This is a genomic window from Pandoraea pneumonica, assembly GCF_902459645.1.
GTDB classification, from domain to species: Bacteria; Pseudomonadota; Gammaproteobacteria; order Burkholderiales; family Burkholderiaceae; genus Pandoraea; species Pandoraea pneumonica.
Map to the genome: position 1 here is coordinate 792985 of NZ_CABPSK010000001.1, position 13719 is coordinate 806703.

Consider the following 13719-nt stretch of genomic DNA (forward strand, 5'->3'; position numbering starts at 1 on the left):
CTATCCCTTCACACCAAGCCTCGGGCTCAGTTTTCCGAGCGCGATGCGCATGATCAGCAATGCGCCGGCCACCACAGCGATGATAATCGTCGAGAAGGCGGCAGCCTGCGACACGAAGCCCGATTCGTCAAGTCTCATGACCGACACCGATGCCACATTCAATGTCGGCGTGACGAGGAAGATCACCGCCGAGAGCGTGACCATCGAGCGCATGAACAGAAAGAAAAAGACCGATAGCACCGTGGGCACCATGAACGGCAGAACGGCGTCGCGCAACACCTGACCGATATGGCCGCCAAGGCAACTGGTCACTTCTTCAAGCGCTGGCGGCACCGCGCGCATGCCGGTCACCATCGTGAGAAAACCCTGCGTGTGATAGTGATAAAAGTTGCACAACGCGATGAGCACGGCGCTGCCATAGAACCAATAAAGCGGCGTGCCCGGGACGTTGAACGCAAAAATATACGACAGACCAATGACAAGCCCCGGCACCCCGACGGGCAACACGGCGAGCAGATAAACGGCCTTTGACAACCCGCCCGGCAGCCGCTTGGTGCCGAACGCGAGCGAGAACAACAAGACCACGCCAATCACGGCGGACACCACCGACAGTTGCAACGACGTCCACAGCGGCGTGTAGCCATCGGCGAGCGTGATGTTGTAGTTCGCCAGCGTGAGCGTCATCCGATATGGCCAGAGTTTGACGAAGCTGGCAAAGATGACGGTGCCGACCAGCCCGACGATCAGCAATGCCACCAGCCATGCGAAGGCGCCGAAAGCGCCGTCACGCAACTTTGACGGCATGGGCTTAACGGGGATCAAACCCTCCGAGACGCTGCCGAACTGACGCTGCGCCGCCACGCGTTCGATATAGATTGAAACGAGCGAAGGCAGCAGCAACAGGATGCCGACGACCGAGCCCATGCCAAAGTCCATCTGTCCCGATACCTGACTGTAAATCTCGGTGGCAAGCACCCGGTAATCGCCACCGATGACCGCGGCATTACCGAAGTCGGTCAGCGTCACGATGAACACGACGAATGCCGCGCTGAGTACGCCGAATTTGCAGTTAGGCAAGGTGATGTCGAAGAATTGACGCCACCCCGAAGCCCCCATGACTTCAGCGGCATCGTAGTAGCGGGCGTCGGCATTTCTGAGCGACGCCTGCAAGATCATCACGGCTTGCGGCAGCGCATAGAAGACGTCCGAAATCAGCAGCCCCCAGAACCCGTAGATATTGATGTCCCAGCCGGTCCATTTGTGCACGAGTCCGTTGCGCCCGAGCACAAACAGCAGGCCAAGGCCCTGTACGAGCGATGGCGCGAGCAGCGGCAACGTGAGCGCACCGCGAATCGCGCGGGTACCACGCATGCTTGTGCGCTCCAAAGCAAACGCGACGAGAAAGCCACCGACCACGCAGACGGCTGTGGTCGCAACACTGACGGCAAGACTGTTGAGCGTCGCCGTGACGATGCCGGGCGTACTGGACAGAGCGGCGTAATTACCTAGCCCAAACGAGCCGTCTTTGAGAATCAGGCTGTGCCATGCAATTGTCAGCAGCGGATAAACGAAGAACAGCATCAGGCCGAGGAGCGGCACCAGCACCGACACGGTGACGAGCCATTGCTCGGCGCTTCGGCGGCTGGAGCGCATTAACTCGGGCGTGGGGCGGGGCAGACTGGCGGGCGTGGCACTCATACGCTCACCCATGCACAGGCGTCGTGATCGGCTTCGATGCGCACCGCGTCTCCCGGGCGAGCGCCCACGTATCGATGGCATTCCGCGATCAGATGGCGGCCACGCCAATCGATGCGCAACCGGCTCAAATTGCCAAGATAGGTGATGTCGCGCACTCGTGCGTCGGCACCCGTGTCGGGGCGGACGATCAGATGTTCGGGCCGAATGCACGCTTCGAACCGGGCGTCGTCACCATTGGGCCGGTGCTGCATCAAATGCGGTAAGGCCTCACGCACCCAATCGGTGGGTAACAGATTGCTGATGCCGACGAAATCCGCCACAAAACGTGTCGCGGGCCGGGAATAGAGTTCTTGTGGCGTGCCGATCTGCTCGATACGTCCGTTGTTCATACAGACGATCTTGTCGGCCAGCGTGAGTGCCTCTTCCTGATCGTGCGTGACCATGATGGTGGGAATGCCCAGACGGCGCTGCACCTCGTGAATCTCGGTACGCATTTCTGTGCGCACGCGGGCATCGAGCGCCGAGAGCGGTTCATCGAGCAAGATCAGTGCGGGATCGACGGCCAGTGCGCGAGCCAATGCCACGCGCTGCTGCTGACCGCCGGAGAGTTGCCACGGGTAGCGGCTCGCCAGTTGCGGCAGCTTGATGAGCGTGAGCAGTTGTTCGACGCGCTTGTCGATGCCCTCGCGCTTTTCTCCACGAATGCGCAAGCCATAGCCGATGTTCTCGGCCACCGTCATATTGGGAAACAACGAGTACGACTGGAAGACGATGCCAAAGCCGCGTTTCTTCGCAGGCACCGCGCCCAAGTCGCGCCCGCCTAGCGTGAGACGGCCACTGTCGAAGGGGAGCAGCCCGGCAATGATGCGAAGCAGCGTGGTCTTGCCGCAGCCGCTCGGGCCCAGCAGACAGACAAACTCATGCTCGTCGACCGAGAGATTGATGCGCTCGAGCGCGACAAAGTCGTCAAAACGTTTGCAGATGTCAGTGATTTCAAGCGACATGTCGGCGTCTCCTGGTCCACGGCAATACCACAGCAATTGGGCTTGGCGGCTTCCGGCGCATCGTTGACGTGTTCGCCGGAAGCCGCCCGGTAGGCGACGAAGCAGCGTTTAGCGCTTCATCGACGCCTGCCATGCTTTGATCGTGCTGTCACGATCCTCCGCCGCTTGCGGGAAGTTGACCGGATACAACACCTTGGTCACATCCTTTGGCAACCCGGCGGCGACCGATGCCTCGGACGGCGTCACGCCCGGCACCGTCACAATCTCCTTATATTTCTTGTATAGCGACGTGACCCCGCTCGAGATCGTCCAGTCGAGAAACCGCTTGGCATCGGCCTTGTTCTTCGAGGTTTTCATGAGCCCCGAGGCTTCGAGTTCGTATCCGTCCCAGTCAGTCGGGATCACCATCTTGACCGGATACCCAGCCTCGATCGACTGCATTGCCGGGAACGCGAACGACGCCCCAATGGCGTACTCACCGGTGCGCGCCATCTTGCAAGGTTTCGAACCCGAGTCGGTGTATTGGGCGATGTTCGTGTTCAGTTGCTTGAGGAATGCCCAGCCCTTGTCTTTGCCTTGCCCTTGCAGGATGGCTGCAATCTGAAGGTAGCCAGTGCCCGAGGCCGCAGGGTTCGGCATCACGATTTCACCCTTGTAGATGGGCTTGGTGAGATCGGTCCACGACGTTGGCATCGGCAGGTTCTTGGCTTTGAGCCGCTCGGTGTTCACGCAGAACGCAGCCATGTAGCCAGTCGCGGCAAACCACTTGCCGTTGGCATCTCGATACTGCGCCGGCAGCGTGTCGACGCCTTTGGGCGAGTAGGGTTCGAGCAGCCCTTCAATGCGCTTGTCGAGCATGTTGCTCACCGCAAATCCCCAGATCACGTCGTTACGCGGATTGCTGGACTCGGCGAGCAGGCGGGCACCGAGATCACCCGTCGACAAACGCAGAACGTGCACCGTGACATCGGGCATGGCCTGCTTGGCCGCGGCCAGATACGTCGCGATCTCGTCGTCCTCGAGCGCCGTATAGACGGTGATTTCCCCTGCATGCACTTGGGCACTGGCCAGTACACCGAGGGTGAGGGCAAAAGAAGCAGAAACGGCAAGTTGCTTGAAACGTCGCATGGCGAACTCCGGTTGATGTTTTCGCAATCGACGGGGCGGCGCAGGGTGCAAGATTGCCGTGTTCGCCGGGGGCCCGTGTCCCATTAGTCGACAACTTATTTTTGTTATTTTGTGCATATTTGCAAATTTGTGTATCTGTGTCTAGACTAAAAAAAACATTTTTCGCGTGTCATCAAAGCGACTCGAAACGACGCTAACGACACGCGCATCAGCCGGTTCTGCCACACTGTCGACGCGTCTTTGCACGCGTCGAATCACATGGGAGTTTGCGAATGCCGAATACCCCGGGCGTCGTCTTCGAACCCTCTTTGCAAGCCCTGTCAGACTTTGCTGAGTTGTTGGCCGACGAAGTTCGGCCGCTGTCGCTGGGGTGGTTTCGACGCCGTCTCGACATCGACGTGAAGGCCGATGAAAGCCCGGTCACGATTGCCGACCGGAATGTGGAGCAGGCGTTGCGCCGGCGCATCGCCGAGCAGTTTCCCGAGCACGGCATTCTGGGCGAGGAATTCGGTGCGGCACACGCGGATGCGGAATTCGTGTGGTCGATCGATCCGATCGATGGAACACGCAGCTTTATCTCCGGTTTCCCGCTGTGGGGGACGCTGCTGGCCGTCACTCACCGCGGCACCCCTGTGGTTGGCGTGATCGACATGCCTGTGCAGGCAGAACGCTGGGTCGGGCGGCTCCGTCAGGGCGCTTGGCTCAATGGCAGCGCCTGTCGAACCAGCGACGTCACGCGGCTCTCCGATGCCACCGTCTACGCCACGTCTCCCGATATTTTTCAGGGTGCAGAAGCCGATGCCTTCGCCCGGCTTTCGCATGCCGTGAAGACGCGGCGCTTCGGCGGCGATTGCTACTGCTATGCGTTGCTCGCGAGCGGGCATATCGATCTGGTCATGGAAGCCAGTCTGCAACCGTACGACTACCTTGCGCTGGCACCGGTGATTGAAGCGGCAGGCGGCGTGATTACCGACTGGGACGGCCGTGCGCTCACGCTTAACTCGCGTGGTCGAGTGCTGGCCGCTGCCAACGCCGAATTGCATCGCGCAGCGCTGGCGGTGATCGGACACGTGGCGCCATAGCGCTTCGCGCCAGCGGCGCAACAGTTTTTGCAAGCGGGTGCGCTGCGGCAGCGCACGGGTTCACAACAACGTCTAGTGAGTAGAACGATGCAAGAACGCGCGGTGAAAACGGTGGCAGATGCGGTAGCGCTGGTCGAGGCAAGTGCGCTCACGCATATCAAAGTGGGGCTGTCCGATATCGATGGTGTCATGCGCGGGAAGTATCTGCGCCGCGACAAATTTCTGTCGGCGCTTAAATCGGGCTTTGCCTTTTGTAACGTCGTGCTGGGATGGGATCTCGACGATCACCTGTACGACAACGTGCAATACACCGGCTGGCATACGGCCTATCCGGATGCCCAAGTGCGCATCATTCCTGAAAGCTGCCGCCGATTGCCGCTGGAGTTGGGCCCGGAGGGCGAGCCGATGCTTTTCTTCCTTGCGGAATTCGATGGCCCTGCCGCCGAGGTCTGTCCGCGCCGGCTGTTTCATCGGGTGCTCGCACGGGCCGATAAACTCGGTTTTGACGCCTATGCCGCGCTCGAATATGAGTTCTTCATGTTCACCGAGACCCCGCAATCGGTGCGCGAGAAGGGCTACCGCAATCTCCAGAACTGGACACCCGGCAACTTTGGTTACTCGGTGCTGCGCAGCACCGTGGCATCGGAGTTCTATCGGCAGTTGAACGAGATGTGCGAAGCGATGGACATGCCTATCGAAGGACTGCACACGGAAACCGGACCGGGGGTGCTGGAGGCCGCACTGGCCGTAGATGTCGCCGCCAACGCGGCGGACAAAGGCTTCCTCTTCAAGACCTTCACGAAGGCGCTCGCCCAGCGCAATGGCCTGATGGCGACGTTCATGGCGAAGTGGTCGCACGATCACCCGGGGCAAAGCGGGCACATTCATTTGTCGCTGCGTAATAAGGCCACCCAACGCTCGGCGTTCTACGACGAGAGCCAGCCGTTCGGCATGAGCAAGACGCAAGCGAGTTTCATGGCAGGTGTACAACGCTACTTACCCGAGTTCATGGCGATGTATGCACAGACGGTCAATAGCTACTCGCGGCTGGTGCCGGGGTACTGGGCACCGCTCGACGCGACGTGGGGCATGGAGAATCGCACGACGGCGCTGCGGCTCATTCCTGGCAGCGAAAAATCGCAGCGCGTCGAAGTGCGCATCGGCTCGGCCGATGCCAACCCATACATCGCACTGGCCGCTGCACTTGGGTCGGGGCTATATGGCATCGAAACCGGGCTGGAACCCGAGCCGATGGTGCAGGGCAACGCCTATGCGCAGCAGTTCTCGCCGCACCTGAAGTTGCCGAACACGCTCTGGGACGCCGCGCAACGCCTGCGCAGCTCGACGGCTGCCACCACGCTTTTCGGTGCCCCGTTCGTCGAACACTTTGCCGCCACGCGAGAGTGGGAAGAGCGCGAATTCCGCCGCCACGTCACCGACTGGGAATTGTCACGATACTTCGAAATCATCTGATCCGCGACGGGGCAACCCTTCCCGACCGTCCGAACGCATCGAACTCACTGAACCATCCATCAGGCGCTCATGAAACAGGAACTCATCACCATCAGCCCCATCGACGGCCGCGAGGTCGTGCGCCGTCCCTACGTCGACGAAACCACGCTCGCCGCCATGCTCGAGCGAGCGCAAGCGGCGCAGCCCGCGTGGCGCGCCCGCCCATTGAACGAGCGCAAGGCACTCGTCAGCGCAGCGGTTGAGCGATTTGTCGCCATGCGCGACGAAGTGGCTCACGCCATCACCCTTCAAATGGGGCGGCCGCTGCGATACACACCGGGCGAGGTGGACGGCTTCGCCGCGCGGGCGCGGCACATGATCGACATCGCGGACACGGCCCTCGCGCCCGTGGCCGTCGCGCCCCAAGCCGGATTCACGCGCTACATCAAACGCGAACCGATTGGCGTCGTGCTCACCATTGCGCCGTGGAATTACCCGTTGCTAACCGCCGTGAACAGCATCGTGCCAGCGCTGGTGGCGGGCAACGTGGTGATACTCAAGCACTCGGAACAAACGCCGTTGTGCGCCGAAAGGATGCACCGCGCATTCGTCGAGGCAGGGCTTCCCGCCGATGTATTCCAGTTCGTTCACGCCAATCACGAGATGACGCAGCGGCTCATCGCGGCGCCAGAAATTGGTTACGTCTCGTTCACGGGCTCAGTCAATGGGGGCCGCATGGTGGAGCGCACGGCAGCCGGGCGTTTCATTGGCGTGGGGTTGGAGTTGGGTGGGAACGACCCGGCGTACGTGCGCGCCGACGCGAAGCTCGATCACGCCGTCGAGACGCTCGTGGACGGCGCGTTCTTCAACTCGGGGCAGTCGTGTTGCGGCATTCAACGCATTTACGTGGCCGACTCGATCTACGACACGTTTGTCGAGCACGCCGTCGCATTGACGCAGCAATATGTGCTCGGCGACCCGATGCTGCCGGAGACGACCCTCGGCCCACTGGTGCGTGTATCGGCTGCGGACGGCGTGCGCGCGATTTTGGCCGATGCCGCTGAGCGAGGGGCGCGGAATTTGATCGACGCGAAACGCTTCGCCGCCGATCGCGATGGCACCGCTTATTTGGCACCGGCGCTACTGGTCGACGTCGATCACAGCATGACGCTGATGAACGACGAATGCTTCGGTCCGGCCGTCGGCATCATGCGGGTGAAGGACGACGACGACGCGATCCAATGGATGAACGACAGTCCGTACGGACTGACGGCCGCCGTATTTACGCGCGACGAAGACGCTGCGGTGCGCATTGGCGAGCGCGTATCCACCGGCACGTTCTTCATGAACCGATGCGATTACCTCGATCCTGCGCTGGCATGGACTGGCGTGAAGAACACCGGGCGTGGCGCGTCGTTGTCCGTGATCGGCTACGAGCATCTGACACAGCCCAAGTCGTTCCACCTGCGCTCCCTCTAATGCCGCTTTAATGCTGCCTCTGCATTCACCTCTGAACGATTGCCAAGGAAGACACGATGAAGCCTGCTGCCGTGAATTGGAACTACCCGACTGCCGTGAAGGTCGGCGTTGGACGCGTGCGAGAGTTGCCCGATTGGTGCAAGAGCTTGGGCATGAAGCGGCCGTTGCTCGTCACCGACCCGGGGTTGGCCGCGATGCCGATGCTCACGCAGGCCCGCGCAGCGTGTGAGTCTGCCGGTCTGGCGTGTGGTCTGTTTCACGACATAAAAGGCAACCCGACCGGCACCAATGTCGACACCGGCGTGCGCGCATTCCGCGACGGGCAACACGATGGCGTGATTGCGTTCGGCGGCGGATCGGCGCTCGACGCTGCCAAGGCGATTGCGCTGATGGCCGGCCAGACGCGGCCGCTATGGGACTTCGAAGACGTTGGCGACAACTATCTGCGAGTCGATGTGGCTGGCATGGCACCGGTGGTTGCAGTGCCGACGACCGCTGGCACCGGTTCGGAAGTGGGACGAGCGTCGGTCATCACTGACGAGGCAGCACACGTGAAGCGCATCATCTTTCACGCCCGCATGTTGCCGAGCGTGGTGATTCTCGATGCCGAACTGACCACCGGACTTCCCGCCAAGCTCACCGCAGCGACGGGCATGGACGCGCTCTCCCACAATCTGGAAGCCTATAGCTCACCGTTCTATCACCCGATGGCATCGGGCATCGCATTGGAGGGGATGCGGCTGATCAAGGACTATTTGCCGCGCGCAGTGAAAGACGGGACGGACCTCGAGGCGCGACAGCAGATGCTCGTCGCATCGAGCATGGGGGCCACAGCGTTTCAGCGCGGGCTGGGTGCCATGCACGCGTTGGCGCATCCGTTGGGCGCTTTGTACGATGCCCACCACGGCATGCTGAATGCGATTTTGATGCCCTACGTGCTGCGCGCCAACGAGACGGCGATCAGCGAGCGAATTGCCGCATTGGCCCGCTATCTCGATCTTCCGTCTGCGAGCTTTGAGGGTTTTCTTGACTGGGTGCTCGCCCTGCGAGATTCGATTGGCATACCGCATACGCTCGCTGAGATCGGCATCAATGCGCACGAGGCACAGCGCATTGGCGAGATGGCGGTGGCCGATGGGTCCGCTGGCACGAACCCCATCGCGTTCGACGCACCGGCCTACGCACGCTTGTTCACGTCGGCTGTACGCGGCGGCTTGTAAGGGCGAGCAATGGCGCGTATCGGCATTGGTGGTTTTCTGCACGAGACCAACACGTTTTCAACGCAACGCACGCGCTTGGCAGACTTTATCGCTGCCGACGCGTGGCCGGGGTTGTTGTCGGGCGATGAGATGTTCGATGCCTGTGCGGGGGTGAATTTGGCGTTGTCAGGCTTTGTCGACGCCAGCGCCGCACATACGCGGGTACCACTCGTTTGGTGCTCGGCAAACCCGAGTGGCCCAGTCACGGAAGATGCGTTCGAAGCGGTGGCGCTCATGCTGGCGCTCGCGATTCGGGATGCCGGACCGCTCGACGCGCTATTTCTCGACTTGCACGGTGCGATGGTCTGCGAGCATCTCGACGATGGCGAAGGGGAGTTACTCAAGCGGCTGCGCGCACAAGTCGGGCCCGGCGTGCCCATTGTGGCTGCGCTCGATTTTCACGCGAACATCAGCGACGCGATGGTGTGTCACGCCGATGTGTTGGTGCCGTACCGCACCTATCCGCATGTGGATATGGCGGATACCGGGCGGCGTGCCGCACAAATTATGGAGCGTCTGCTCGCTGGGGAAAAGCCCTCGAAGGCGTGGCGGCGCCTGCCATTCCTTATTCCGATGCAATGGCAAAGCACGCTGATGGCGCCTGCGGCGTCATTGATGGCGCGCACGATCGACGCGAGCGATGCGCCGGGGATAACGTTGGCCGCCTTCGCGCCGGGATTTCCGCTTGCCGACGTGCCCGATTCAGCGCCAAGTGTGTTGGTTTATGCGCAGGCACCCGAGGCGGCAGAGCAATTAGCGGATGATCTCGCCAGCGCCGTCGCACAGTCCGCCGACGCGTTCAACGGCACGCTCTACTCACCCGTGGACGCCGTTGCAACGGCCTGCCGTCATGCGGGGGCTGGCGTCGTGATTCTGGCGGACACGCAAGATAACCCCGGTGGCGGAGCCAATGGCGACACCACGGATTTGCTTCATACGTTGGTGGCGGCGAATGCACAGGCGGTATTGGCCGGCGTTGTTTGCGACCCCGTCTTTGCCGCCGCTGCGCACGCGGCGGGCGTTGGCGCGACGTTGCGTGCCGGATTAGGCGGCGCCAGTGGCATCGGTGCCGGGCCGTTGGTCAGCGAGTTCGACGTGATCGCATTGGGCGACGGTCAATTCACCGGTACCGGCCCGTTCTATCTGGGCTGTCGAATGGATTTGGGGCCGATGGCGCGTGTGCGCGTGCACGGTGTTGAAATTGTCGTGTCGAGCCGCAAGCAGCAGGCGGCCGATCAGGCGATGTTCCGGCATGTTGGGGCGAACCCGTCGGACTACCGGATACTGGCGCTCAAGAGTTCGGTCCATTTTCGTGCCGACTTCACCGAACTGGCGGATCAGATCCTGATGGTCGCGGCACCCGGCGTCAACGTTGCCGACTTGCGGCAACTGGATTATCGGCATCTTCGCATCGAGATGCCCAAGTAGCGCAACGAGGCACTAGCCGTGCGCGTTATTCCTTTCCGACATGCCGTTCGAGCAAGTCGATATCGTCGCGAAGCCGTTTGAGAATGCCCGCAGCATTCGGCGAGTGCAATTCCCGTCCGGCATCCTGACCGACGGCGCGAAGCGCCATGTCGGCTATCTGCTCGGCAATTTCATCCACCTTGCGCGTCCCGGTCGGCGTGAACCACCACGCCGTCCAGTTACACATGCCGATGATCGAAAACGCGGCGATCTTGGCGTCCATTACTCGAAAGTCGCCGCGCTCGATCCCTAGCTCGATGGCGTGCCGAAACTGTTCCAGCACGGCGCGACGCGATTGCTCGGCCAGCGCGCGCTGCTCGGGCGGCAAATTGTCCTCATTGCGCTCGACCACGCGAAACGCCAGCGGGTGCGTCAGGATCAGGTGCGCATGCCGCAGCACCAGATGCCGCAGCATGGCCGCAGGTTCCCGTGTGTCGCTCGGCAAAGCCTCCGAGGCCAGTTGTCCGGCTGCGCGCGTGACCACCGTGGTCAGCACTTCGAGAATCGCTTCCTTGCTCTTGAAGTAGTAATAGAGCGCCGGGCGGCTCACGCCCACCACGTCGGCAATGTCATTGAAGCTGGTGCCGTCGAACCCGCGCTCGATGAACAGCCGGGTGGCCACTTCCAGAATGTTCTCGCGCAACGTGTCGCTTTTCGTTTGTGCCTTCGTCATGGCCGTTCCTCCGGTCGTCTTTTGACGCAAGCGTCAGAAAGCCCCAACGATAACGAAAATTCACCGGCACGCAAAGGCAATAGTGACGCTCACCGACGCGATTTTACACATTCGTCAAATTTTCATCGAAATGTTTACTAATTCGTAAAAAAATGAACTAGGATGTTGAAAAAGGAGGTGACGACATGCATCAACAGCATCAGCCAGCGCCGGGTCATACCGGGCGCGAGAGCCCGACGGCGGGGTTCCTGAATACCGACTGGAATCCGCGCGACCTGCCGCCGAACACGACAACACGCAACGTCGTGTTGCGCACGGCCGATGGTGCGGCGACGAGCGGCTCGCTTTACGTGCCCGACGGCTCGCCCGATACGGTGGTGTGCATCATGCATCCGCGCGAATTCATGGCGTGCCACTACCTGATTCCGGACATCGCCGGCGCGGGGTATGCCGCGTGGACGCAGGCACCGCGCTCCGTCGGCAACGACATGCGTCTGGAGCACGAATTCGCGCTCTACGACGTGGCGGCTGCGATCAAGCATCTGCGCGACATCGGATTCAAACGCGTGGTGCTCGTTGGGAATTCGGGCGGCAGCGGGTTGTATGCGCTCTACGTGCAGCAATCGAATCTCGCGCCTGAATCGCGTATCGCCCGCACGCCCGGCGGACGGCCGACGAAGCTGGCCTCGCTCGACATGCCGCCCATCGACGGCATGGTTTTCGTGGCGCCTCACCCGGGGCAAGGCGCGTTGCTGCAAACCTGTATCGACCCGTCGGTGACGAACGAACACGACGCCCTGTCGGTCGACCCGGCCTTGGACCCGTTCGATCCTGCCAACGGCTTCGCGCTGCCACAGCGCCGCACGGCAGACACGTCGCCCGCTGCATCCACCGCCTATCACGCCGATTTCGTCGCCCGCTATCGCGCCGCTCAAACGGCACGCGTTGCCCGTATCGATGCCATGGCGCGCGATCTGATTGCGGCGCGCCAAGGGGCTCGCGAGCGAATGAAACACGAGGGCGCAGCACATGACGCGCGTCTGCGTCGCATGGCAGCGCACACACCGTTGATGACGATTTGGCGCACTGACGCCGATCTGCGGTGCTTTGATCTGACACTCGACCCGTCGGATCGCAAATTCGGCTCGTTGTGGGGCAGCGACCCTTTTGCGTCGAACTATGGGGCAGTGGGGTTTGCGCGCGTGTGCTCGCCTGAGGCTTGGCTCTCGACATGGTCGGGGTTGTCGTCGAACGCGTTGCTCTCGAAGACCGCCGCCGCGATCGAACAGCCCACCTTGCTCATCGAATACACCGGCGATCAGGCGTGTTTCCCCAGCGTGATCGCAGACATCTATCAGCGCGTCGGTGCCACGCACAAGACCCATCGGCGCGTGCGCGGCGACCACCACGGGCGCGCGCTGGCCGAAGGCGAGGAGGCCGGGCGCTATATCGCTGGCCGCCTGCTTCAAGACTGGCTGCGCGAACACTTCGCCCAATGACGATTCTCTTTTCTCCGAACCCTAAAGTCTCGGGAGACCCGACATGAAGTTGAACGACATTCCCGCCCCGGATCTAGCCCTGCGTTTGCATGGCGTCGATCACACGGCACGGCCCACGTGGCGCCTGCGCGAGACGGTCGAGTTTTATCGCGACATTCTGGGCTTGCCGCTCATCCACACGATCTCAGCCCGTGGCTGGGGCCCGGCAACGCACCCCGACTTCCTGCATTTCTTCTTCGACAGCGGCAACGGCAGCACGATCGCGTTCTTCTACTACCTTGGTAGCGAGGAGCCTGAAGCCCTATCGACCCGCCCGGGCCGCGCGCCGCTGCCTGACGATCATGTGTTCGACGCCACCCACACGGCGTGGCTCGTCGACACGCAGGAGGACCTGCTGCGCTGGAAAACCCGGTTGCAAGCGCGCGGCGTGGAGGTATCGGCCGAAACAGCGCATGAAGTGATCGAGTCGATCTATTTCCGCGACCCGAATGGCTACTTCATCGAGATTACGCGGAAGTTGCGAGCGCTGGATTCGACCGATGCCCGCGACGCGGCAGCGACGCTGGAGGCGGCCATGGCCATCGAGGATGCGGCGCGCGCTGGCGGTGAGCCTTTCAAGTGCATCGACCGCGTGTGGCAACGCAAAGCCGCCCAAGCCAATAAGGCTGCGGCGACACTGACGGCAAACGCAGCAGCCGAGCCGACGAAGGCGCTACACATCTATGTGCTGAATGTGCCTGAGTTCTCGTCGTTGATCGATGCCGCGCGAGCGATGCCCGCGTGCCAATTGGCCGTCACCGGCGACTACACGGTCATTTCCAGCGAAACACCGGTGGCTTTCGAGCGCCGGGCGCTGGGACTCAAACCGGCGGTTTGGTATGGCTTGTTCACCGGCGGACTCGATGGCCGGATCGAAAGCTTCGAGCGCGATGTCGTGCGAATTGCCCCGCACGCCTAAGTCGCGCCGACAAAAAGCAG

11 protein-coding genes are annotated in these 13719 nt (G+C 61.8%); 7 read left to right on the forward strand and 4 right to left on the reverse strand.

All coding sequences use genetic code 11. The features are described 5' to 3' along the window. The 3 genes from PPN31114_RS03540 to PPN31114_RS03550 form a co-directional block, all read right to left on the reverse strand. Complete coding sequence (locus tag PPN31114_RS03540) at positions 1 to 1698, reverse strand: ABC transporter permease subunit (RefSeq protein WP_246182382.1); 1698 nt, start codon at positions 1696 to 1698, stop codon at positions 1 to 3. Further along, on the reverse strand, positions 1695 to 2702 hold the full coding sequence (locus PPN31114_RS03545) for an ABC transporter ATP-binding protein (RefSeq protein ID WP_150678095.1): 1008 nt from the start codon (positions 2700 to 2702) through the stop codon (positions 1695 to 1697). Before PPN31114_RS03545 ends, PPN31114_RS03540 begins: the two co-directional genes overlap by 4 nt. A gap of 108 nt (positions 2703 to 2810) precedes the next feature. Continuing rightward, the gene (locus tag PPN31114_RS03550; RefSeq protein WP_150678096.1) at positions 2811 to 3830 is read right to left on the reverse strand and encodes an extracellular solute-binding protein; all 1020 of its coding nucleotides are present in this window, start codon (positions 3828 to 3830) and stop codon (positions 2811 to 2813) included. Between the two features lie 272 nt (positions 3831 to 4102). Between PPN31114_RS03550 and hisN the strand changes: the two genes are divergently transcribed. From hisN to PPN31114_RS03575, 5 genes are all read left to right on the forward strand, one after another. Continuing rightward, complete coding sequence (gene hisN / locus PPN31114_RS03555) at positions 4103 to 4912, forward strand: histidinol-phosphatase (RefSeq protein ID WP_150678097.1); 810 nt, start codon at positions 4103 to 4105, stop codon at positions 4910 to 4912. An 87-nt stretch (positions 4913 to 4999) separates the two neighbouring features. Then, positions 5000 to 6385, forward strand: a complete 1386-nt coding sequence (locus tag PPN31114_RS03560) for a glutamine synthetase family protein (protein ID WP_174987637.1) — start codon at positions 5000 to 5002, stop codon at positions 6383 to 6385. Positions 6386 to 6454: 69 nt separating this feature from the next. Further along, positions 6455 to 7843 carry an aldehyde dehydrogenase family protein gene (locus PPN31114_RS03565; RefSeq protein WP_150678098.1) on the forward strand — a complete coding sequence of 463 codons (1389 nt, stop codon included), beginning with the start codon at positions 6455 to 6457 and terminating at the stop codon, positions 7841 to 7843. Between the two features lie 56 nt (positions 7844 to 7899). Then, positions 7900 to 9063 carry an iron-containing alcohol dehydrogenase gene (locus PPN31114_RS03570; RefSeq protein ID WP_150678099.1) on the forward strand — a complete coding sequence of 388 codons (1164 nt, stop codon included), beginning with the start codon at positions 7900 to 7902 and terminating at the stop codon, positions 9061 to 9063. Between the two features lie 9 nt (positions 9064 to 9072). Further along, positions 9073 to 10530 (forward strand): M81 family metallopeptidase, encoded by a 1458-nt coding sequence (locus PPN31114_RS03575; RefSeq protein ID WP_150678100.1) that lies wholly within the window; start codon positions 9073 to 9075, stop codon positions 10528 to 10530. 25 nt (positions 10531 to 10555) lie between these two features. On the opposite strand, the gene PPN31114_RS03580 is transcribed toward PPN31114_RS03575, so the two are convergent. Then, positions 10556 to 11242, reverse strand: a complete 687-nt coding sequence (locus PPN31114_RS03580; RefSeq protein WP_150678101.1) for a TetR/AcrR family transcriptional regulator — start codon at positions 11240 to 11242, stop codon at positions 10556 to 10558. Positions 11243 to 11427: 185 nt separating this feature from the next. Between PPN31114_RS03580 and PPN31114_RS03585 the strand changes: the two genes are divergently transcribed. Together PPN31114_RS03585 and PPN31114_RS03590 are read left to right on the forward strand one after the other, a co-directional pair. Continuing rightward, a complete protein-coding gene (locus PPN31114_RS03585) occupies positions 11428 to 12741 on the forward strand; it encodes an alpha/beta fold hydrolase (RefSeq protein ID WP_150678102.1) in 1314 nt (437 codons plus the stop codon). A 43-nt stretch (positions 12742 to 12784) separates the two neighbouring features. Continuing rightward, positions 12785 to 13699: a VOC family protein gene (locus PPN31114_RS03590; protein ID WP_150678103.1), complete on the forward strand. Its 915-nt coding sequence runs from the start codon at positions 12785 to 12787 to the stop codon at positions 13697 to 13699. Positions 13700 to 13719: the final 20 nt, after the last annotated feature.